Annotated in this window: 21 protein-coding genes; 19 read left to right on the plus strand and 2 right to left on the minus strand. The window is 37.0% G+C overall.

The window, feature by feature from the left end; translation table 11 throughout:
- Positions 1-17: 17 nt before the first annotated feature.
- The 17 genes from moaC (at position 18) to IGK27_RS06000 (ending at position 16,907) form a co-directional block, all read left to right on the plus strand.
- Positions 18-527 carry a cyclic pyranopterin monophosphate synthase MoaC gene (gene moaC / locus IGK27_RS05920; RefSeq protein ID WP_002378319.1) on the plus strand — a complete coding sequence of 170 codons (510 nt, stop codon included), beginning with the start codon at positions 18-20 and terminating at the stop codon, positions 525-527.
- The gene (gene moaA, locus IGK27_RS05925) at positions 524-1,498 is read left to right on the plus strand and encodes a GTP 3',8-cyclase MoaA (protein WP_074653131.1); all 975 of its coding nucleotides are present in this window, start codon (positions 524-526) and stop codon (positions 1,496-1,498) included. The genes moaC and moaA overlap by 4 nt, the downstream gene beginning before the upstream one ends.
- A 2-nt stretch (positions 1,499-1,500) precedes the next feature.
- Positions 1,501-1,935, plus strand: coding sequence for an MOSC domain-containing protein (locus IGK27_RS05930; protein WP_002357714.1), 435 nt, complete (start codon positions 1,501-1,503; stop codon positions 1,933-1,935).
- On the plus strand, positions 1,928-2,410 hold the full coding sequence (locus IGK27_RS05935) for a MogA/MoaB family molybdenum cofactor biosynthesis protein (protein WP_033626319.1): 483 nt from the start codon (positions 1,928-1,930) through the stop codon (positions 2,408-2,410). Before IGK27_RS05930 ends, IGK27_RS05935 begins: the two co-directional genes overlap by 8 nt.
- A 3-nt stretch (positions 2,411-2,413) precedes the next feature.
- On the plus strand, positions 2,414-3,385 hold the full coding sequence (locus tag IGK27_RS05940) for a molybdopterin-binding protein (RefSeq protein ID WP_002379413.1): 972 nt from the start codon (positions 2,414-2,416) through the stop codon (positions 3,383-3,385).
- Between the two features lie 18 nt (positions 3,386-3,403).
- Positions 3,404-4,204 carry a molybdate ABC transporter substrate-binding protein gene (modA, locus tag IGK27_RS05945; RefSeq protein WP_002360416.1) on the plus strand — a complete coding sequence of 267 codons (801 nt, stop codon included), beginning with the start codon at positions 3,404-3,406 and terminating at the stop codon, positions 4,202-4,204.
- A gap of 8 nt (positions 4,205-4,212) precedes the next feature.
- Positions 4,213-4,884, plus strand: a complete 672-nt coding sequence (gene modB / locus IGK27_RS05950; RefSeq protein ID WP_002357709.1) for a molybdate ABC transporter permease subunit — start codon at positions 4,213-4,215, stop codon at positions 4,882-4,884.
- On the plus strand, positions 4,881-5,885 hold the full coding sequence (locus IGK27_RS05955; RefSeq protein ID WP_002357708.1) for an ATP-binding cassette domain-containing protein: 1,005 nt from the start codon (positions 4,881-4,883) through the stop codon (positions 5,883-5,885). The genes modB and IGK27_RS05955 overlap by 4 nt, the downstream gene beginning before the upstream one ends.
- A gap of 121 nt (positions 5,886-6,006) precedes the next feature.
- Complete coding sequence (locus tag IGK27_RS05960; protein WP_002357707.1) at positions 6,007-8,109, plus strand: heavy metal translocating P-type ATPase; 2,103 nt, start codon at positions 6,007-6,009, stop codon at positions 8,107-8,109.
- Between the two features lie 268 nt (positions 8,110-8,377).
- Positions 8,378-8,821 (plus strand): cell division protein ZapA, encoded by a 444-nt coding sequence (zapA, locus tag IGK27_RS05965; protein WP_002357706.1) that lies wholly within the window; start codon positions 8,378-8,380, stop codon positions 8,819-8,821.
- 19 nt (positions 8,822-8,840) lie between these two features.
- Positions 8,841-9,389, plus strand: coding sequence for a CvpA family protein (locus IGK27_RS05970; protein ID WP_002357705.1), 549 nt, complete (start codon positions 8,841-8,843; stop codon positions 9,387-9,389).
- A 110-nt stretch (positions 9,390-9,499) separates the two neighbouring features.
- Positions 9,500-11,866, plus strand: a complete 2,367-nt coding sequence (locus IGK27_RS05975; RefSeq protein ID WP_002357704.1) for an endonuclease MutS2 — start codon at positions 9,500-9,502, stop codon at positions 11,864-11,866.
- A gap of 97 nt (positions 11,867-11,963) precedes the next feature.
- Positions 11,964-12,278, plus strand: coding sequence for a thioredoxin (trxA, locus tag IGK27_RS05980; RefSeq protein ID WP_002357703.1), 315 nt, complete (start codon positions 11,964-11,966; stop codon positions 12,276-12,278).
- Between the two features lie 164 nt (positions 12,279-12,442).
- On the plus strand, positions 12,443-14,239 hold the full coding sequence (gene uvrC / locus IGK27_RS05985) for an excinuclease ABC subunit UvrC (protein WP_002357701.1): 1,797 nt from the start codon (positions 12,443-12,445) through the stop codon (positions 14,237-14,239).
- Between the two features lie 151 nt (positions 14,240-14,390).
- Complete coding sequence (locus IGK27_RS05990) at positions 14,391-14,648, plus strand: DUF3884 family protein (RefSeq protein ID WP_002357700.1); 258 nt, start codon at positions 14,391-14,393, stop codon at positions 14,646-14,648.
- Between the two features lie 104 nt (positions 14,649-14,752).
- On the plus strand, positions 14,753-15,652 hold the full coding sequence (locus IGK27_RS05995; RefSeq protein ID WP_002357699.1) for an ABC transporter ATP-binding protein: 900 nt from the start codon (positions 14,753-14,755) through the stop codon (positions 15,650-15,652).
- Entirely contained in the window at positions 15,645-16,907 is a 1,263-nt protein-coding gene (locus IGK27_RS06000) for an ABC transporter permease (RefSeq protein WP_002357698.1), read from the plus strand. Before IGK27_RS05995 ends, IGK27_RS06000 begins: the two co-directional genes overlap by 8 nt.
- A 35-nt stretch (positions 16,908-16,942) precedes the next feature.
- Here IGK27_RS06000 and IGK27_RS06005 read toward each other — a convergent pair whose 3' ends face one another.
- The gene (locus IGK27_RS06005; protein ID WP_002357697.1) at positions 16,943-17,941 is read right to left on the minus strand and encodes a LacI family DNA-binding transcriptional regulator; all 999 of its coding nucleotides are present in this window, start codon (positions 17,939-17,941) and stop codon (positions 16,943-16,945) included.
- A 141-nt stretch (positions 17,942-18,082) separates the two neighbouring features.
- Between IGK27_RS06005 and IGK27_RS06010 the strand changes: the two genes are divergently transcribed.
- On the plus strand, positions 18,083-19,477 hold the full coding sequence (locus IGK27_RS06010) for a 6-phospho-beta-glucosidase (RefSeq protein WP_002357694.1): 1,395 nt from the start codon (positions 18,083-18,085) through the stop codon (positions 19,475-19,477).
- Positions 19,478-19,502: 25 nt separating this feature from the next.
- Here the strand turns inward: IGK27_RS06010 and IGK27_RS06015 are convergent, their stop codons facing one another.
- Positions 19,503-20,009, minus strand: a complete 507-nt coding sequence (locus IGK27_RS06015; protein ID WP_002357693.1) for a hypothetical protein — start codon at positions 20,007-20,009, stop codon at positions 19,503-19,505.
- A gap of 245 nt (positions 20,010-20,254) precedes the next feature.
- Here IGK27_RS06015 and abc-f point away from each other — a divergent pair, with 245 nt between their 5' ends.
- On the plus strand, positions 20,255-21,721 hold the full coding sequence (gene abc-f, locus IGK27_RS06020; protein WP_002357692.1) for a ribosomal protection-like ABC-F family protein: 1,467 nt from the start codon (positions 20,255-20,257) through the stop codon (positions 21,719-21,721).
- The last annotated feature ends 31 nt before the right edge of the window (positions 21,722-21,752 follow it).

Below are 21,752 nucleotides of genomic sequence, written 5' to 3' on the forward strand. Positions count from 1 at the left end.
AAATGTGAGGTGGAGAAATGGTTCAAAGTAAGGAATTTACGCACTTGAATACACAAGGAGAAGTGCATATGGTTGATATTTCGGAAAAAAATGACACTGAAAGAACAGCCCTCGCTTATGGAGAAATTCACATGTTGGAAGCGACAGCAGAAGCGGTTCAGACCCAAATGATTAAAAAAGGTGAAGTATTACAGGTAGCAAGAGTAGCTGGGATTACCGCCGCAAAACGAACGTTTGAATGGATTCCTTTGTGTCATTTGGTTGCTTTGACAAAGTGTGAAATTCAGTTTGATTGGCGCAATCAAACTTGTTTAGAAGTACGTTGCTTTACAAAAACAGTGGGTTCAACTGGCGTTGAAATGGAAGCGCTAACAGGTGTGCAAGCAGCACTCTTAACAATTTATGACATGTGTAAAGCAATTGATCGAGGAATGACAATGACAAACATTGGTTTATTAGAGAAAAATGGTGGACGTAGTGGTCATTTCATTCGTTCTTCAATTAAATCAAAGGAAAGTGATGAGTGAACAGCATGAAAGATGCATTTAACCGTGAAATTGATTATGTTCGTTTGTCTTTAACAGATCGTTGTGACTTACGTTGCACGTATTGCATGCCAGCAACAGGTCTTTGCTTTTTAAAAAAAGAGCAGCTTCTAACAGATGATGAGATTATTTTTTTACTGAGGATATTAGCGAAAGAAGGCATCAAAAAAGTTAAATTAACAGGTGGTGAACCGCTTGTTAGACCAAATTTACTCTCTTTAATTAAAAGGATAAAGCAAATCTCAGGCATCGAAAAAGTAACCCTAACGACTAATGGCATGAAGTTAGCTCGTGAGGCTCAAGGGTTAAAAGAGGCGGGCTTGGACGGCATTAATATTAGCTTAGACACTTTGGATCCAGAAGAATTTCGAGAAATAACAAGAGTTGGTCAGTTAAGGAATGTTCTGGCGGGCTTAGAACAAGCGATTGATGTGGGATTACCTAATATCAAAATTAATACTGTAGCTAGGAAAGAGCTAAGTGAAGCAACAATTGTAGAACTGGCTGAAATCGCTAAGAAAGAGACTGTGCATCTTCGTTTCATTGAAATGATGCCAATTGGATTAGGGAAGGAGCATCCAGGTAAGCAACAAGAAGAAGTAGAAGACATTTTAACCAAACATTATGGAACGTTACAACCATACCAAAAACCATTGGGCAATGGCCCTGCTAGTTATTACGCCTTAAAAGATTTTAAAGGGAAAATAGGTTTTATTAGTGCATTAGGGCATTGTTTTTGCGAGACGTGCAATCGAATCCGAATTACTGCAGACGGCCATTTAAAAACGTGCCTGCATTCTGCAGACGGCTACTCGTTAAAGGAAGCTTTAGCTAAGGAACAAACAGCAGAATTGTTAGGGATTATTAAGAGTGGCATTGCCTGTAAGCCTGAAAAACATCTTTTCTTGGAACAACAAGGAGAACAACGATTTATGTCACAAATAGGAGGGTAAGTATGAAAACAGGAGAAATTATTGCAATAAATATTAGCCCGCGAAGAGGCACACAGAAAAAGGAAATTCCTGAAGTCAACTTAATTAAAGGTTTCGGATTAGAAAATGATGCGCACGGCGGTAATTGGCATCGACAAGTCAGTTTGTTATCTTTTGAAGAAATAACGGCTTTCAATGAAAAAGGAGCTCGGGTTGGCAATGGTGCTTTTGGGGAAAACATAATCGTCTCAGGGATTGATTTACGTCAATTACCTGTTGGAACGAAAATGAAAATAGGCGATTCCGAATTGGTGGTTACTCAAATTGGGAAAGAGTGCCATAAACACTGTCAGATTTACGCGCGAGTGGGCGATTGCATCATGCCTAGAGAAGGAATCTTTGCAGTCGTTGTGACAGAAGGTCATATTAAAAAAGGAGACCAGTTAGACGTTGTTTAAAGTGGGCATTGTAACATTAAGTGATCGTTGCTTTCAAGGGCTTGCTGTCGACCAATCGGGTCCCTTGATTCGTGAACAGTTACCTGCGCTCTACCAGGTAACCAAACAAACCATTTTACCAGATGAAGAAAATCAATTAGTAGAGCTATTGCAAGAGTGGTCTAAGACCTGTGATTTGATTTTAACGACAGGCGGCACAGGGTTGAGTGAACGGGATCGGACCCCAGAAGCTACCTTACGTGTAGCAGAGCGAATCATTCCTGGGATCAGTGAGGGCTTGCGTCAACTTAGCTTGGAAAAAACACCATTTGCTATGTTAAGTCGAGGCATTTCTGTTCAAAGAGGACGCACGCTCATTGTTAATTTGCCTGGTAGCCCGAAAAGTGTAACAGAACATTTGCATTTTTTGTTGCCTGTTTTGCCCCACGCTTTGGATTTAATCACAAATAAAAAAATCATACATGATGAGGAATAAACCATGAAAACAATTCGAACAGAAGAGGCAGTTGGCCTTCCGTTGAGTCATGATATTACGCGAATTGACTATGGAAAGACCAAGGAAGTGTGTTTTAAAAAAGGACATATAGTTGTTCAAGAAGATATTCCAATTCTTTTATCATTAGGGAAAAAACATCTGTTTGTTTCCTTGGATCCAGCAGAAATACATGAAGAAGAGGCAGCGACATTTTTGTATAACCTGTTAACAGATGACTCATGTCAGCCGAGTGAAGTCCATGAAGGAAAAATTGTTGCTAAAGCTAGTACGAGAGGTCTTTTAAAAGTCAATCGAGAAAAATTAATTGCTTTAAATGAAATTGAAGGTCTCGCCTTGTCAACTAAAGTTACCAATATAGAAGTTCAGAAAGATGAAAAAGTTGCAGCCTTTCGAGTGATTCCACTAACAATTTCTAAAAGCCAATTAGAAAAGGCACGCCAGCTCAGCACGTCTGAGCCACTAATCTCTGTGAAACCTTTCAAAAAAATACGGGTCGGGATTGTAACTACTGGCAGTGAAGTTTACACAGGATTGGTTGAGGATGCTTTTTACCCTGTGTTAAAAGCCAAGTTCTCCGCGTATCCTTTAGTTACGATTGTCAAGCAAGAAATTGTCGATGATCAGCCGCAAAAAATTACTGTTGCGATCAAAAAGATGTTAGCACAAGGGGTTGATCTGATTGTTTGTACAGGTGGTATGAGTGTAGATCCTGATGATTTGACACCGTTAGCAATTAAGCAGACAGGTGCTGAAATCGTAACCCATGGGACACCAGTCTTACCAGGCTCAATGTTTTTGCTGGCTTATAAAGGAGAGCAGACGATCATTGGCTTACCAGGTGGTGTTTTATTTTCAGAAAAAACGGTTTTTGATTTGTTGTTACCAAGATTAATGGCCAAAGAAGTGATTAAAAAATCTGAAATTATTGACTTGAGTTATGGCGGGTATTTATAAAAGAAAAGAGGCGTTCAAATGTCTAAACAAAAAAAGGCTGTGTTCCTGCTTAGTTTATTCAGTTTAGTTGCCCTAATTGCTGCATGTACAAATCAGCCGCAAAAAGAAACAGTTTCAACAAAAAAAGAAGAAATAACCCTTGCGGCAGCAGCTAGCTTAGAATCAGTCATGGAGAAGAAAATTATTCCAGCCTTTGAAAAAGAGCATCCAGATATTCAGGTAACTGGAACCTATGATAGTTCTGGAAAATTACAGATGCAAATTGAAAAAGGCCTAAAAGCCGATGTATTTTTCTCGGCTTCGACAAAACAAATGAATGCATTGGTTGCAGAAAAACTAATTAATAAAAAAAGTGTCGTTCCTTTATTGGAAAACCAGCTCGTTCTTATTGTGCCTAACCAAGATCAAGCAAAGTGGCATGATTTTTCTGATTTAAAAAAAGCCCAAATGATAGCAATTGGTGATCCTGCAAGTGTTCCAGCTGGTCAATATGCCGAAGAAGGCTTAAAAGCTTTAGGCGCTTGGTCTTATGTAGAAAAACACGCAAGCTTTGGCACGAATGTAACAGAAGTCCTTGAATGGGTAGCTAATGCAAGTGCAGAAGCTGGCTTGGTTTATGCGACAGATGCAGCAACCAATTCAAAAGTAGCGATTGTTGCGGCCATGCCTGAAGCTGCTTTGAAAAAGCCAATTATCTATCCAGTTGGTAAAGTTGCCGCCTCTAAGAAACAAAAATCAGCAGATGCTTTTTTAAATTTTTTACAGAGTCAACAATGCAGAAAATATTTTGAAAATATTGGCTTTAAGTTAACAAAGTAGGTGGGAAAATGGATGTTCGACCAATTCTTTTATCTTTTCAGACAGCAATAATCGCCATTTTATTTACTTTTGTTTTAGGAACAGGCGTTGCGTATATTGTTTTTCGTTTGAAAAATCGTAAATTAAAAATTCTTTTGAATAGTTTATTTACGTTGCCATTAGTTTTACCGCCGACTGTTTTTGGTTTTTTTCTCTTAACTATTTTTGGTGTTCAGCAACCAGTGGGCCAGTTTTTACTTGATTTTTTTGCCATTCAAGTTGTTTTTTCGTGGCCAGCTACGGTTATTGCTGCCGTTGCTGTTTCATTTCCTTTAATGTATCGTTCAGCCTTAACGGCGTTTGAACAAATGGATAGTGAATTGTTGGCGGTGGCCCAGACACTCGGGTTTTCGGAAAGTCGATATTTTAGAAAAATTGCGTTACCTTTGTCGATGAACGGTCTCTTGGCCGGTGGCGTGTTAGCCTTTGCCCGTGGGTTAGGCGAATTTGGAGCGACGACAATGTTAGCAGGGAATATTGCTGGCAAAACAAGAACGCTTCCTTTAGCTATCTACTCTGCTGTAGCAAGTGGGGATTGGCGCTTAGCCAATCAATATGTTGTGATTATGTTATTACTTTGCCTGATTATTTTATTTTTTACGGAATTTTTTAGTCAGCGCGCTTGGAGAAGATCGGAATGAGATTAATTGTTGATATTCAAAAAGAATTGAAAAGTCATACTTTGCAAATTCAGTTTGAAACAAAGACTCAAACAACAGGAATTTTAGGTGCTTCTGGTTGTGGCAAGAGTATGTTGTTAAAATGTATTGCGGGTGTTGAGACTGCGGATAAAGGTCAGATTGTTTTAAATGATCAAGTCTTATTCGATACTGAAAAAAAGATCAATTTGTCGCCGCAACAACGAAAAATTGGTCTTTTGTTTCAACAGTATGCGTTGTTTCCTCATTTGTCGGTAGTAGAAAATCTGACGTGCGTGACAAAAGATTTACAATTGGTCACTCAATTGCTTGCATCTTTTCACTTAACTAAAGTCCAACAACAATATCCTAGTCAACTTTCTGGAGGACAAAGACAGCGAGTGGCTTTTGCGCGAATGCTAGCGGCTCAGCCGGCTTACCTGTTATTAGATGAGCCATTTTCCGCATTAGATGCACCCTTAAAGGAAGAGCTGCAAATTGAACTTCAACAGCGATTAAGTAATTTAAATCAACATGCCTTAATTGTGAGTCATAGTTTAGATGAACTGTATAAGTTATGTCAGAGTTTAGTGATAATCACAAAAAACCAAACACTTTTTGGTGCAACAAATCAATTATTTAACCAACCTCAAACGATTGAAGCAGCTAAACTCACTGGTTGTAAAAATATTTGGCCTGTCAAACGCATAGATGCGCACAGAGTCCAAGTGATTGGCTGGCAACAAACACTAACGGTTACACAAGAAGTTCCTATTTCTTGTCATTCTATTGGAATTCGGGCCCATGATTTCACAACAGAACCGCAGGCAACCAATCAGATCGAAGTGCATCACTTACAAACATTGTCAGCACCTTTTGAACAAAGTGCTTGGTTTCAACACCAACAAACCAAAATTTGGTGGAAAGGGAGCAATAGACTCAATCCGAAAGTTATTACTCAGTTATCCATTCCACCTACAGCAATTATGCCATTATGTCTATAAAATAGAAAAAGATTACGTGAAGCGGTTGACATATGATTGCATCTTCATTTATAATAGATTCATGAAAGGTTATTCATGTAAACGGAATAATCGCTATTATATAGGGAGTGAAGGTGTTTAAATGCAAAAGAGTTATAAACTAGAAGGACTTGATTGTGCAAGTTGTGCAGACAAAATTGAAAAATCTGTCCAAAAAATTCACGGAGTAGAAAAAGCGCGTGTGGACTTCATGGCTGAAAAGATGACACTGGAAGTTGAATCAGGACATGATTTAGAAGTCGAAAATGAAGCGCGTGCAGTGATTGGTAAGTTAGAACCAGATGTCAAAGTTATTTCTTTAAAAGATGTCAAAGAAGAAGAGGGACGTAATCCAAATAAGAATCGCTTAATTCGTATCATTATTGCATTTGTTTTATTTTTAGCACTTATTATCATTAAGCCAAGTAATAATTGGGTTGCTTTGGCGTCTTATTTAGTCGTTTATGTCTTAATTGGTGGCGACATTGTCAAACGAGCGGTAACGAATATTTTTCGTGGGGAAGTGTTTGATGAAAATTTCTTAATGTCTGTGGCAACGATCGGGGCATTCTTTATTGGGGAATATCCCGAAGCTGTGGCAGTAATGTTGTTCTACCAGGTCGGCGAATGGTTCCAAAGTGCTGCGGTTGATCAATCCAGAAAATCAATTGCCAAATTAATGGATATTCGTCCAGATTCAGCAAATCTTTTAGTAAATGGACAAATAAAAGCGGTCGCTCCAGATACAATTGAAATTGGGCAACAAATATTAGTGAAACCAGGTGAAAAAGTTCCATTAGATGGTCAAATTATTGATGGATCAAGCATGGTAGATACCTCTGCGTTAACTGGTGAATCCGTTCCAAGAACGGTCAAAGTCGGCGATGAAATCTTAGGTGGTTTTATCAATAAAAATGGGGCCTTGACCATTAATGTTACGAAAAAATTTGGGGATTCAACAGTTAGCAAAATTTTAGATTTAGTTGAAAATGCTAGCAGTAAAAAAGCCCCTGCAGAAAACTTTATTTCTAAATTTGCTCGTTACTATACACCAGTTGTCGTTGTTTTAGCTGTCTTATTGGCAGTGATTCCACCATTTATTTTCCCTGATACTTCTATTAATGAATGGGTTTATCGGGCATTAACGTTCTTGGTTATTTCTTGTCCATGTGCCTTAGTCATTTCTGTTCCTTTAAGTTTCTTCGGTGGAATTGGCGGAGCCAGTAAACTAGGTGTTTTAATTAAAGGAAGTAACTATTTAGAAATTTTAGCGAATACGGAAACGATTGTTTTTGATAAAACTGGTACGCTAACAAAAGGAAATTTTGTGGTTCAAAACATAACTAGTGTTGTTTTACCTGAAGAAGAGTTGTTACGTTTAACAGCAACAGCAGAACAATTATCCACTCATCCAATTGCTATTTCTATTAAAGAAAGCTATGGCAAAGAAACAGTTCCAGCAACAGCAATTGAAGAGGTTGCCGGACACGGTATCAAAGCCACAATTGAAGGCAAAACAGTTTTAGTCGGTAATGCGAAGTTAATGAAACAATTTGGTATCGAAGCACCAGAAGTGAAGGAAGCGGGAACTTTAATTTTTGTCGCTATTGATAATCAATTTGCAGGCTACTTAGTGATTGCGGATCAATTGAAACCAGACGCCATTTCAGCAATAAAAGAATTAAAAGCTGAAGGGGTCAAACAAACTGTTATGCTGACTGGAGACAATCAACAAGTTGCAGAAGCTATTGCAAAAGAAGTTGGTGTTGACAAAGTTTATGCAGAACTTTTACCAGATGGCAAAGTGGATCGTTTAGAAGAGTTGTTAAAAGCATCTTCACCTAAAAACAAAGTTGCCTTTGTTGGTGACGGCATGAATGATGCACCTGTTTTAGCCCGGGCTGATGTTGGGATTGCCATGGGTGGTTTAGGAAGTGACGCGGCAATTGAAGCTGCTGATGTGGTGATTATGAATGATGAACCAAGTCGTATCGCCTCTGCGATTAAATTATCAAGAAAAACATTGAGAATTGTTAAACAAAACATTATCTTTGCGATTGCTGTTAAAATCATTGTTTTGGTACTAGGTGCATTAGGCTTGGCTTCAATGCAAGCAGCAGTGTTTGCTGATGTTGGTGTAACTATTATCGCTGTTTTAAATGCTATGCGTTGTTTACGTGTAGAAAAGATGAAAGATAATAACTAAGCCTTAAAAAGTACAGCTGAAACAAACATTTTTAGCTGATTATCAGAGTTTGAGCGTGGGACAAAAATCATTTTGACTTTTTGTTCCACGCTTTTTCTCCTACACAATTTCTATTCGTTCTTAAATTGCCAGAGTTCTTGTAAAGAAATCTTTAAATTTTTCGCTTTGTGGCATATAATAAGAAAGAATTTGTACGAAAATTGCGCTTCGCTTTTTTTTCATGGTACAATAAGCAAGAATGGATTGATTTACAGGAGGGAACCTCAACATGGCATCAAATGAAAAAACACGATATAAAGCAATCATTGCAGACCATACGTATACAATTATTGGCCAAGAGTCAAAACAACATATGGATTTAGTCACAAAAATTGTCAACGAACAACTGGCGGAAATTAAACATCTTTCTCCGCAAACTGATACGGAACAAGCTTCTGTTTTATTAGCAATTAATGCAATTTCAGATCAACTAAAAAAACAAGAATATGCTTTAAAATTGGAAAAACAAGTAGCAGATTTAAAACAGAAAACCATTCGTTTGGCTGAATTAGAGAATCGTGTGCGCCGAATGGAAATTATCGAAGAAGAAGCACGGGATGTTTTGAAAAAGAATGGACAAGAAGATGTAGAAATTCATAATCATGTGGAAGCCCAACAAATTTTGAATGAAAATCGAAAACAGCAGATTCAAAATAAAGGTGTTTCGGAGTAGTTCCTGAAAGGATGACAAGATGTTAACAATACTTATTTTATTACTTTTAGCCTTTGGATTTTATACAGGAGCTAAACGAGGCTTGATTTTACAAGTGCTCTATTCAGTGGGTTACTTAATTTCATATTTTGTTGCTCGAACCTATTACAAAGAGGTCGCCTCTCATTTAGAATTGTATATTCCATATCCATCGGTTACGCCAACGTCAAAGCTTGTCTTTTTTAATCAAGAGATTTCTTTAGACTTGGACAAAGCCTTTTATTCAGCGGTTGCGTTTCTATTATTGCTGTTTGCAGGCTGGTTAGTCGTTCGTTTTTTAGCTATCTTTTTACATGGATTAACATTTATTCCAGTTTTGAAACAGGTAAATGGACTATTAGGTGGCGTATTAAGTGTTCTTGTGTTATACGTGGGTCTTTTTCTAGTGTTAGCTACGGCGTCAATGATTCCGTCAGATATTGTCCAAAATCAGTTTCGGTCAAGTGGCTTGGCACGAGGCATTGTAAAAAATACCCCAATTCTAACAAAACAAGCATATGAATTATGGGTTGAACCAATTACGAAATAAAGCTGAATGGGACTGAGATAGAGATAAGAAGTAAGTGAGCAAAGCGAAACTTCTTATGTTATGTCTCAGTCTTTTCAACAAATGAAAAAGTTTGAAAAGTAGGTGGAAAAATGAATCAGCGTATTCTATCAACATTAGGGTTTGATAAAGTAAAACAACAGTTGTTGCAATTTATTGTGACAGCTCAGGGGACAAACGAAGTTTCGGAATTATTACCGATTGCTGATGAAAATAAAATTCAATCATGGCTAAATGAAACACAGGATGGTTTAAAAGTTCAACGATTACGTGGTGGAATCCCCATTCCTAAATTAGAAAATATCCAACCACACATGAAACGGATTGAAATTGGTGCGGATTTAAATGGTGTAGAATTAGCACAAGTAGGTCGTGTCTTATCGACTACTTCAGAACTGACTCGTTTTTTTGATGAGTTAAGTGAAAATGAAGTGGATTTTGAACGTTTATATATGTGGCGAGAGCAACTAGAAGTTTTGCCTGAATTAAATCGCCAACTCAAACAAGCCATTGATGATGATGGCTACGTCACAGATGAAGCTTCGCCAGCCTTAAAGGCAATTCGGCAAAATATTCGACGTAGTGAGCAGACCATTCGAGAAGAACTAGATAGTATTATTCGTGGGAAAAACGCACGTTACCTTAGTGATGCCCTTGTTACTATGCGAAATGAACGCTACGTGATTCCAGTCAAACAAGAATATAAAAATATTTTTGGTGGCGTGGTTCACGACCAAAGTGCTTCAGGACAAACCTTATTTATTGAACCTAAACAAATTTTAGAAATGAATAATCGTTTGCGACAACAACAAATTGCCGAAAGAAATGAGATTACTCGCATCTTGGCAGAACTGTCGGCCGAGTTGGTCCCTTATCGCCGTGAAATTACGCATAATGCTTATGTCATCGGTAAACTTGATTTTATTAATGCTAAGGCGCGACTAGGAAAAGAACTAAAAGCAGTTGTTCCAGAAATTAGTCAAGCAAATCATGTAGTTTTTAAACAAGCCCGACACCCACTATTAAATCCAGAAAAAGCTGTAGCCAATGACATTGTGATTGGAGAAGAATATCAAGCAATTGTGATTACAGGGCCTAATACCGGCGGGAAAACCATTACTCTGAAAACGTTAGGTCTTTTACAATTAATGGGTCAAGCTGGATTACCTATTCCAGTTGAAGAAGAGAGTAAAATGGGTATTTTTACAGAAGTATTTGCGGATATCGGGGATGAACAATCGATTGAACAAAGTTTAAGTACTTTCTCTTCACATATGACGAATATCGTGTCTGTCTTAAAGAAAGTCGATCATCAAAGTTTAGTACTATTTGATGAATTAGGTGCTGGGACAGATCCGCAAGAAGGGGCCGCTTTAGCGATTGCCATTTTAGATTCATTGGGTGCTAAAGGAGCCTATGTGATGGCAACAACCCATTATCCTGAATTAAAAGTGTATGGCTATAATCGAGCTGGAACAATCAATGCCAGTATGGAATTTGATGTAGATACCTTGAGTCCAACCTATCGTTTATTAATTGGCGTGCCTGGCCGAAGTAATGCTTTTGAAATTTCGAAACGTCTTGGATTAGACAACAGTATTATTGAAGCTGCAAAACAAATAATGGACGGTGAAAGTCAAGATTTAAACGAAATGATTGAAGACCTGGAAAACCGTCGCAAAATGGCCGAAACTGAATATTTAGAAGCTCGCCACTATGTCGATGAATCGGCCGCTTTGCATAAAGAACTGAAAGAAGCCTATCAAGTATTTTTTGAAGAACGAGAAAAAGAATTACAAAAAGCGCGGAAAGAAGCGAATAAAATTATTGCAGAAGCGGAAGAAAATGCGGAAACCATTATTTCTGATATTCGCAAAATGCAATTGGAAAGTGGCCAACAAGGTGGTGTCAAAGAACATCAGTTAATTGATGCGAAAACACAACTTTCTCAATTACACCATGAAGAAACCAAGCTTGCTAAAAACAAAGTGTTGAAGAAGGCCAAAGAACAGAAAAAATTAAAAGCTGGCGATGAAGTAATTGTCAATACTTACGGCCAACGAGGGACATTATTAAAAGGCAACGGCAAAGGACAATGGCAAGTCCAATTGGGCATTTTAAAAATGAACGTCTCTGAAGAGGATATGACGCCTGTCGCTCCACAAAAAGAAGCAAAACCAAGAGTTACAACGGTTCGTTCTGCAGAAAGCAGTCATGTTGGCACACAACTAGACTTACGTGGCAAACGCTACGAAGAAGCATTGGCAGAAGTTGACCAATACATTGATGCTGCGATTCTAGCGGGCTATCCACAAGTAACCATTGTTCACGGCAAAGGAACAGGTGCATTAAGAACCGGAATAACGGAATTTTTAAAAAATCACCGCAGTGTGAAAAGCTATGAATTTGCGCCACAAAACCAAGGTGGTAATGGTGCGACTGTCGTAAAATTCCAATAAATAAGGACTTACAATAAGTAAGCAGAACACTCGCTATCTTAGAGATGACGTGTTATACTAAGCATGTAATAAGAGTAAAGAGTAGGAGGTTTGTGAAATGACACAAGCAATTACCGATAAAGATTTTGCAACAGAAACAGATGAAGGATTAGTCTTAATCGACTTTTGGGCAACTTGGTGTGGCCCTTGTCGTATGCAAGCACCCATCTTAGAACAATTATCTGAAGAATATGATGAAGACGAAGTGAAAATCGTCAAAATGGATGTGGATGAAAATCCTGCAACACCAGCAAGTTTTGGAATCATGAGCATCCCAACATTGCTATTGAAAAAAGATGGCGAAGTTGTTGAAAAAGCAGTCGGTGTTCATACAAAAGACCAATTGCAAGCAATGATTGCCAAACACTTATAAACGTTGATTAGTCATTACGAATAGTCTGATTCAGTCTGAAGAGAAATCATTAGCGATTGTCTTTTCAGGCTGTTTCTTTCGTACATAAAGTAGCGGCTTTTTTTGTTTAATTACAAAAAGAGGTGTATAATAGACGAAGCATTTTGTTAGAAAGGAAGTATCGTATGAACGAACGAATAAAAAATAAATTAGCACTGCTTCCTGATCAACCTGGTTGTTATTTAATGAAAGATAAAAACGGCACGATTATCTATGTTGGGAAAGCCAAAATTTTGAAAAACCGTGTCCGGTCTTATTTTCGTGGTAGCCATGATACTAAGACAGAACGATTAGTCAGTGAAATCGATGATTTTGAATATATTGTGACAGAATCGAATATTGAAGCACTTTTATTAGAAATTAATTTAATCCATAAAAATAATCCCAAATATAACATCATGTTAAAAGACGATAAAACCTATCCTTTTATCAAAATCACAAACGAAAAATATCCTCGTTTAATGATTACTCGAAAGGTTTTAAAAGACAAAGCGTTATATTTTGGCCCATATCCAGATGTAAATGCAGCGAATGAAACAAAGAAACTGTTAGATCGGCTTTTTCCTTTGCGAAAATGTAATCCGTCGCAAAAAACACCTTGTTTGTATTATCATTTAGGACAATGTCTGTGTCCCTATGCTTTTGATGTGGATCCGCAAGTCTACAAAGATATGGTGGAAGAGATTAAAGGGTTTCTCTCTGGTGGACATACAGAAATTCAGGACCGCTTACAAGAAAAAATGGCTTATGCAGCTGCACATATGGAATTTGAAAAAGCTGCAGAATTTCGCGATCAAATTAAAGCGATTGAAACAGTTATGACCCGCCAAAAAATGACGAATGTAGATTTAATTGATCGTGATGTGTTTGGTTATGCTGTTGATAAAGGCTGGATGTGTGTCCAAGTATTCTTTGTCAGACAAGGAAAATTAATCGAACGTGATGTATCGATTTTTCCATTTTATGATGATGCCAGTGAAGCATTTTTAACTTTTATTGGACAATTTTATCAAGAGAATGAGCATTTTGTGCCAAAAGAAGTCTTGATTCCTGATGACATTGATAAAGAAAGCGTCGAAGCTTTATTAGCTACGAAAGTCTTGCAGCCGCAACGGGGAGAAAAGAAAAAACTGGTTAAATTAGCCAGTAAAAATGCTGCAGTTGCTTTAAATGAAAAATTCGATTTGATTGTACGGAAACAAGAACGAACAATTGGCGCAGTTGAAAAATTAGGCAATGCGATGAACATACCTGCGCCCATTCGAATTGAAGCATTTGATAATTCAAATATTATGGGAACAAACCCTGTTTCTGCGATGGTTGTGTTTATTGACGGACGACCAGCTAAAAATGAGTATCGAAAATATAAAATAAAAACTGTGCAAGGTCCTGATGATTACGCTTCTATGAGAGAAGTCATTTATCGCAGATATTCACGAGTTTTAAAAGAAGGCTTGCCTTTTCCTGATTTAATTTTAATCGATGGTGGTAAAGGTCAAGTCGATGTTGCCAAAGATGTGTTAGCCAATCAACTAGGAGTCGATATTCCTGTAGCTGGATTAGCCAAGAACGACAAGCACAAAACGAGTGAACTTTTATTTGGTCCAAACTTAGAAGTTGTACCATTGGAAAGAAACTCACAAGAATTTTTCTTGTTGCAACGAATCCAAGATGAAGTCCATCGTTTCGCCATCACATTCCATCGTCAATTACGTAGTAAAAATAGTTTTGCTTCCAAATTAGATAACATTGAAGGCTTGGGACCGAAACGCAAAAAAAATCTTTTAAAAGAATTTAAATCGCTTAAAAATATTACGGCAGCCAGTGTTGAAGAATTAAGAAAAGCTGGGTTACCTGAAACTGTCGCGAAGAATGTGTATCGTCATTTGCACCAAGAAACAACCTCTGAGATAGAAAAATAAATGAAAATGAACCAGACCAATTAGGTGCTTTTCCTAATTTGTCTGGTTTTTTTATTCAATTTTTTCATGAAAAGTTGAACTCTCAAGAAAATATGATAACGATTTCTTTCGTGATATACTAATACTAACTTAAAAGAGAGGACGTCTGATCATGAAAATACTAACGCCCGTTTATCAAATAAAATTTAAAAAAGTACCAAATCAATTACTGATTGATGAGCGTTTAATGAATGAATTGGGTACGTGGTTGAATCGTACAGGTCGAATTTGGGCCTGCCAATCATCAAAATCGGCAAAGGAATTTAAAAATAAATTTTATGAAAGCACAGGCTTGACCGCAAATGAAGTGCATATTTCTGCCGAGACGGATGGCCTTTTTCGCTTAGCAGAAAATAAAGAGTCTGATTAAAGTGCAGCATCTTTCCATAACAATTGTCATTGACAAGCCAACACAGTAAAGATACGATATGAGTAACTAAACAGCGGTTTAGAAAAAGTGAAGGGGGCGTTTATGTGTTAGAGGTAAAAGAGTTAGTCAAAACCTTTGGGGATTTTAAAGCAGTTGATCATGTATCCTTTACGATACCGGACGGGAAAATTTTAGGATTAATTGGCCAAAATGGTGCCGGGAAAACAACTACATTTCGCTTGATTTTAAATTTTTTAACACAAGATAGCGGGTCGGTTTTATGGAATGGTCAACCATTAAACGAAAAAGAATACAATATTATTGGTTATTTACCAGAAGAACGGGGTTTATATCCTAAAATTACGATTGAAGACCAACTAATTTATTTCGCTTCATTGCGGGGAAAAACTAAAAAAGAAATTGAACCTAAAATTGACTTTTGGATGGAAAAATTTCAAGTTAAAGGCAAAAAAACAGATAAAGTTAAATCTTTATCAAAAGGAAATCAACAAAAAGTTCAATTGATTGCGACACTTATTCATGAACCGAAGTTAATTATTTTAGACGAACCATTCAGTGGCTTGGATCCAGTTAATGCAGAATTATTAAAAGACGGCATTATTGAATTGAAAAATCAAGGTTCTTGTGTCATTTTTTCCAGTCATAATATGGACAATGTGGAGAAAATCTGTGACCATTTAGTCATGTTAAAAAATGGACGCATGGTTTTAGATGGTCAGGTTCATGAAATTCGACAACAATTTGGTCGAACAAAATTATTTTTAGAATCACCGTTATCTGTTGAGGAAGTTGCTGCTACAGCAGGTGTGAAAGAAGCACACTTACGACAAGATGGCGTCTTAGAAGCGACATTAGAAAACGCTGAAGTGGGCAAAGTGTTGTTTGATAAAGCGACAGCCAACGGCTACATTCCAATGTTTAATCAACAACCACCAACATTGGAAGAAATTTTCAAAATGAAAGTAGGTGGGCAAGATGAGTAAATTTTGGATTATTGCGACTGATGTCTATAAGAAAAATGTGAAGTCGCTGTCTTTCTTAATCATGATTTTAGCGCCATTTCTTCTTGTAGGAATTGTTTACTTAGCGGGCTCTCTAGCTAGCGGTTTTTCAGGAGATACTACCATTGGTCTGGTTTCGGAAAATCAAGCGCTCGTTAAAGAGTTGACAAAGAATAAAACAGAGGACTTTTCTTTCAAAGCTGTTTCTTCTGAGAAAAAGGCCCAAGAACAATTAAAAGACGAGAAAATTGATGCTTATTTACTTTTGGACACTACAGATAATCAGATTTCTGGTCAGCTTTACTCTGAACGCTCTTTAGGAAATGCAACCGAGATGCTAATTCCTCAAATGTTAAACCAATTACAAACAATGGCGAATGCCAATCGTTTAAACCTAACAGCTGAGCAAGTTGCCATGTTGAATCAACAAGCAACATTTAAAAAAGCCAAAATTAGTTTTGATGAAAATGGCAAAATAAAAACAGGAGAAGATAACACAGGGATTCAAATGGCGTTAGCAATGGGGATAACAATTTTGTTATTTGTCTTCATCAGCAGTTATTCTTCAATTATTGCCCAAGAGATTGCTTCTGAAAAAGGCACTAGAATCATGGAAGTTATTCTCTCTAGTACAAAAGCGCAAACCCATTTTTATGGCAAATTAACTGGGGTTATTCTAGTAGCTTTAACACAAATTTTCATTTACGGAGTGGCGTTTGTTCTCGGCTATTCTCAATTGAAAAATCTTGATTTTATGAAAAGTCTATTAAGTGGTATTTCACCACAAAGTATTTTTTCATCAACCTTTATTTTTACATTAGGCTTTTTCATTATTGGTATTCTCGTTTTTGCTGTTTTGGCAGCACTTTGTGGTTCTCTTGTTTCCAAACCAGAGGATACAGCAAAAGCAGTTCAGCCCATCATGTATATTGGTTTAATCGGTTATATGATTGGCATTACGTTTGGGACGAATGATCCGCAAAATATCGTGGTGAAAGTGACTTCCTTTATTCCGCTGATTTCGTCATACATTATGCCAGTACGCTTGGCGACCGAAACGGCATCAACAATGGAAGCAATTGTCTCATTAGTGATTTTGGCAGTTTTTGGAATTATTTTAACAATCTTCTCTGCTCGTTTATATAAATCAAACGTTCTTGTATACAGCGAAGGCGGCATGATTCAATCCTTAAAACAGTCAATTTCTATTTTAAAAAATGAACAAAAGCATAAATAATTTTTGTTTAACTCTAAAAGGACCCGGTAAATCAGTCAAAGTGACTGATCTGCCGGGTCTTTTTTAGGCACCGTTCGTCGTTCAACTAGACGAACGGTTAATTTTTTTTCAGGAATCTTCGTCTGATTTAATTGGTTGTATAGGTAAATAAATGAGTTTTCGGCTTGATACTGAATGGCATAATCAACAGTCGTAATATGCATCAACTCACTGACATAACTATTATCAAAGCCAATGACAGCGACATCGCGAGGAACGGCATAATTTAGATTTTCAAGTTCTGAAATAAACTCAGCTGCTACGTGATCATTATAAAAGGCCAAAGCTTCTGGCTTGTCGGTTAATTGTTGCCAGTAATGGGCAATTTTGCGACCAGAATGGTTAGTATACTGATCATTAATCAGCCACTCAGCTTGCCAAGGTGCCTGAGTGTTTTCATAAAAATCTTTCATTGCACGTTTTCGTGCGTGCGTGTTTAAATTTTCGGGATTACCGAGGACATGACCAATTTTTTGGTATCCTTGTTGTTGTAAATATTCTAAGGAACGATAATAACCAGAGTAATGATCAATGTAGGAAGAGTATATATTAGGTGAATCGATACGATGCCAGGTTGCTAAAGGGCCATACGCGCTGTAAGGCTCAATCACCGACCATTCATTTGTTCGTGTCAATAAAAACAAGCCATCTAATTGTTTGTATTTTAATTGGTTCAAGGCATCAATTTCTTTCTGCTGATCGCCATCTGTAAAAAATAAGGTTACGGAATAATTGTATTTTTTGGCAATTGAAATAAAGCGATTCAAGAAAATACCTAAGGAACCTAAATAGCTAGGGGCTAAAAAGCCAATGGTTTTTGTGGCACCTGCTCGTAAATTCCGCGCCACATAATTCGGGGTATAATTTAATTCTTTCATTGCTTTGAGAATTTTTTCTTGACTATCGGCACTCACATATCCTTTTCCAGAAATTAAGCGAGAAACAGTCGATTTCGAGACACCGGCAACTTTTGCTACATCAATGATAGACGTCATTTTTTACCTCCAAAGTGGAATGTATTCTTATAAGAAGTATAGCATACATTTTTTTGAAAATAGTGCTTGACATGGGAACATTCCCATAATTTATCCTAAAGATGTAAACGATAACAATTTAATCAAGGAGGAAGAAGACGGATGACAAGAGGAGCATTAAAAATTGCAACAATTGGTGGCGGTTCTAGTTATACACCTGAATTAATTGAAGGATACATTAAAAGAAAAGATGAACTGCCAATTAAGGAAATTTGGTTAGTCGATATTGAAGCTGGTAAAGAAAAATTGGAAATCGTTGGTGCAATGGCGAAGCGCATGATTAAAGCTGCTGGTTTAGATTGGGAAGTTCATTTAACATTGGATCGTGAAGCAGCCTTAAAAGGGGCGGATTTTGTTTCAACACAGTTTCGTGTAGGATTATTAGATGCTCGCATTAAAGATGAACGGATTCCTTTGTCCCATGGGGTATTAGGCCAAGAAACAAATGGCGCGGGAGGAATGTTTAAAGCATTTCGAACAATTCCTGTCATTTTAGCTATTATTGACGATATGAAACGCCTTTGCCCAGATGCTTGGTTAGTGAATTTTACTAATCCAGCTGGAATGGTTACGGAAGCTGCAATTAAACATGGTGGTTGGAAAAAAACAGTTGGCTTATGTAATGTGCCGATTGGTCATAGAAAACAAGCGGCCGAAATGCTGGGAATTCCAGAAGAAGACTTATTCTTTAAATTTGCTGGAATTAATCATTTCCATTGGCACCGTGTTTGGGACAAAGAAGGACAAGAGCGAACACAAGAACTCATTGATTTAATTTACGGACCTAAGCAAGAGCAAGAAAGTCATTTGAAAAATATTTTTGATGCGCCGTTCCATTATGAACAGTTAAAAGATTTAGGAATGTTACCATGTGGTTATCATCGCTATTATTATATTGAAGATGAGATGTTGAAGCATTCCATCGAAGAGTATGAACGGGGCGAAACAAGAGCACAAGTGGTTAAAGAAACGGAAGGTCGTCTGTTTGAATTGTATAAAGATCCCAAACTAGATTACAAACCAAAAGAATTAGAAGAACGGGGCGGCACACACTATAGCGATGCAGCTTGTGAAATGATTGCATCAATTTATAATGATAAACGAACGGATATGGTTGTTTCTACTGAAAATAATGGGACAATTACTGATTTACCGTATGATTGTGTTGTAGAAGTATCTGGACCTGTGACAGCTCATGGCCATGAACCTTACAACTGGGGGGCCTTTCCGCCAGCAGCACGAGGAATTATTCAAAATATGAAAGCTATGGAAGAAACGGTTATTCGAGCAGCCATCAATGGTGATTACGGCGCAGCATTGCATGCTTTCACTATTAATCCATTAGTTCCTGGCGGCGTCATGGCGAAGACCTTGTTGGACGAATTATTAATTGCCCACAAAGCGCATTTACCGAATTTTGCAGATGCGATTAATAAAATTGAAGAAACACAACCAGAAACAGTCACATATGTGGCCGAATTAATGAAAAGTAATTAAAAAATATCGCACGCTAAAGATTCGTTTAGTGTGCGATACTTTTTTTAGAATAGGAAGCAAAGGATTCCGTTTTTTTCTTGACAGTAAAATGATAGGTTTGTTGCCGGAACAGCCACTGAATACCAGAGTAAATTAAAATTTCAGCAATAATAAACGTCGAAAGTTTCTGTGCGGAAAGGAATAATAGCGTTAAAATTAAAAATAAGACGACACAGGTATAAAAAACATGTTGCAATTTTTTAGAATTGATAATCGTGATTTCTTTGGTATCTTCAGTAACTTCAATGCGCCGATAAAATTGGAACCAGCCTTCATAGAACGTTAAAACATCTCCAGGATCAGCCTCAATTTCAATAGGTACATTAGTAAAAAGTTTCCCTTGATGCACACCATTTTTATAAAATGTAAAATAGCGTAACGCGCCCCAAGCTGATGTTTTTCGTGTCAATGTAATCTTCATGGTTTTCACCTCCGTCTTTATTTTGCCATAGTTTCGGTAAAATTGTATCCTACTAAAGTCCGATTCTCTCATTTTAGGGGCAGAATTGACAAAAGAAAGCAGAGGTGTTAGTGTGGGAGTAATTAAACGAGGAGGTATAATTGTATGTTGGCATCTATCAGAATTTGGATTGACTTTTTGACAAAATAAATTGAATAAATCTTATCAAAAAGTCTGAAATTAAAATTCATGGGTGACGTGTGTACTTTTATACGAAACTACAAGGATAGCGATTAGGCTGTCCTTTTTTGCGTACCCAAGATTCTTTCGTTTCAGAAATGAAAGAAGAGAGCAAAATGAAAAAATTAAGTATTCATCTGAAAGAAGTAAGTATTCACTTTTCGGGAAAAACAATTCTAGAAATTGATGAATTATTTGTATATGAAAATGAAAAAATTGGGATTATTGGTAAAAACGGCGCAGGAAAATCAACACTGCTCAATTTAATTATGGGTAAGATTCAATCAGACAAAGGAAAAGTTCAAAGATTGAACGACTTTCATTACTTGGCACAAGTAGCTGAAGAAATAACGAATGAACCAGAGAAAACTGACAAAAACTGTTTGTTAAATCAGAAAAATCAAAAACTAAGTGGTGGCGAAAAAGTCCAAAAACGCTTAGCAACATTATTTTCAGAGTATCCAACCGGGGTTATTTTAGATGAACCAACCACACATTTAGATAAAGAACATCGTCAGTTGTTAGTGGCAGATTTAACGTATTATTATGGGACCGTTTTGTTTGTTAGTCATGATCGCTTTTTCTTGAATCAATTAGCAGAGAAAATTTGGGAAGTTTCGGATGGACATGTCAAAGAATATTTAGGGAACTACGATGCGTATTGTCGTCAAAAAGAATTGGAACAGCAAACACAATATAATGTCTATCATCAATATCAAAAGGAAAAGAAAAAATTACAGGAATCTTACACAAAGAAACAAGCACAAGCGCAAAAATCTAGTCATGTTTCAAAAAAACAAAAACAAAAGCAAATTAAACCTAGTCGTTTAGCTGGTTCTAAACAAAAAGATACCGTACAAAAAGCACTCCAAAAACAAGCGAAAGCGATTAATGCCAGAATTGACAGATTACCCGATGTTGCGCAAGCAAAACAAAAGCGAAAAATTATTTTTCCTACTAATAATCAGTTCTCTTTATACAATCCATATCCAATTAGAATTGAAAATTTAACTTTCGCTTATGAGAATCGAACAATTCTTAACCAAGTGAACGTTCAAATTCCTTTAAACGAAAAAATAGCACTTTGTGGAAAAAATGGTGCTGGGAAGAGTACCTTCCTTCAACAAATTGAAGCCCGTCACCCGGCCATTTACTTTTCTCCCAAAGTCAGGTTAGGAACGTATCATCAATTAGATTATCGATTAAAAAATGATGAACCACTGTTGACTTATTTATTGAAGCGGACAAATTATTCTGAAAAGATTGTGCGTTCACTTTTATATCGACTAGGTTTTCAACAAGAAAATTTACAGACAAAGATATCTTCTCTAAGTGGTGGCGAAGCCATAAAAATTACTTTGGCGCAATTGTTTATAGAACCAAATAATATTATCTTATTGGATGAACCCACCAATTTTCTTGATTTAGACACAATCCAAGCACTTGAAGAATTTATAAGTGCCTATCAAGGAACAGTAATTTTCACTTCGCATGATGAAACGTTTGTGGAAAAAGTAGCCACCCGCACTATTTATTTAGAAAACGGGAAAATTATTGATAAATAAAAAAAGTAAACAAAAAGTCGCTATTTTAGCG

It is taken from the genome of Enterococcus sp. DIV0236 (assembly GCF_050558525.1).
Lineage (GTDB): Bacteria > Bacillota > Bacilli > Lactobacillales > Enterococcaceae > Enterococcus > Enterococcus faecalis.

What these genes read in the sequence shown, in the direction of transcription:
- IGK27_RS06005 (WP_002357697.1), bottom strand. Translation starts at nt 17,941, where the DNA reads ATGACGTCTATCATTGATGTAGCAAAAGTTGCCGGTGTCTCGAAATCG.
- moaC (WP_002378319.1), top strand. Translation starts at nt 18, where the DNA reads ATGGTTCAAAGTAAGGAATTTACGCACTTGAATACACAAGGAGAAGTG.
- uvrC (WP_002357701.1), top strand. Translation starts at nt 12,443, where the DNA reads ATGAACGAACGAATAAAAAATAAATTAGCACTGCTTCCTGATCAACCT.
- IGK27_RS06000 (WP_002357698.1), top strand. Translation starts at nt 15,645, where the DNA reads ATGAGTAAATTTTGGATTATTGCGACTGATGTCTATAAGAAAAATGTG.
- IGK27_RS05930 (WP_002357714.1), top strand. Translation starts at nt 1,501, where the DNA reads ATGAAAACAGGAGAAATTATTGCAATAAATATTAGCCCGCGAAGAGGC.
- IGK27_RS06010 (WP_002357694.1), top strand. Translation starts at nt 18,083, where the DNA reads ATGACAAGAGGAGCATTAAAAATTGCAACAATTGGTGGCGGTTCTAGT.
- modA (WP_002360416.1), top strand. Translation starts at nt 3,404, where the DNA reads ATGTCTAAACAAAAAAAGGCTGTGTTCCTGCTTAGTTTATTCAGTTTA.
- IGK27_RS05970 (WP_002357705.1), top strand. Translation starts at nt 8,841, where the DNA reads ATGTTAACAATACTTATTTTATTACTTTTAGCCTTTGGATTTTATACA.
- trxA (WP_002357703.1), top strand. Translation starts at nt 11,964, where the DNA reads ATGACACAAGCAATTACCGATAAAGATTTTGCAACAGAAACAGATGAA.
- IGK27_RS06015 (WP_002357693.1), bottom strand. Translation starts at nt 20,009, where the DNA reads ATGAGAGAATCGGACTTTAGTAGGATACAATTTTACCGAAACTATGGC.
- IGK27_RS05940 (WP_002379413.1), top strand. Translation starts at nt 2,414, where the DNA reads ATGAAAACAATTCGAACAGAAGAGGCAGTTGGCCTTCCGTTGAGTCAT.
- zapA (WP_002357706.1), top strand. Translation starts at nt 8,378, where the DNA reads ATGGCATCAAATGAAAAAACACGATATAAAGCAATCATTGCAGACCAT.
- abc-f (WP_002357692.1), top strand. Translation starts at nt 20,255, where the DNA reads ATGAAAGAAGAGAGCAAAATGAAAAAATTAAGTATTCATCTGAAAGAA.
- IGK27_RS05990 (WP_002357700.1), top strand. Translation starts at nt 14,391, where the DNA reads ATGAAAATACTAACGCCCGTTTATCAAATAAAATTTAAAAAAGTACCA.
- IGK27_RS05960 (WP_002357707.1), top strand. Translation starts at nt 6,007, where the DNA reads ATGCAAAAGAGTTATAAACTAGAAGGACTTGATTGTGCAAGTTGTGCA.
- IGK27_RS05955 (WP_002357708.1), top strand. Translation starts at nt 4,881, where the DNA reads ATGAGATTAATTGTTGATATTCAAAAAGAATTGAAAAGTCATACTTTG.
- modB (WP_002357709.1), top strand. Translation starts at nt 4,213, where the DNA reads ATGGATGTTCGACCAATTCTTTTATCTTTTCAGACAGCAATAATCGCC.
- IGK27_RS05975 (WP_002357704.1), top strand. Translation starts at nt 9,500, where the DNA reads ATGAATCAGCGTATTCTATCAACATTAGGGTTTGATAAAGTAAAACAA.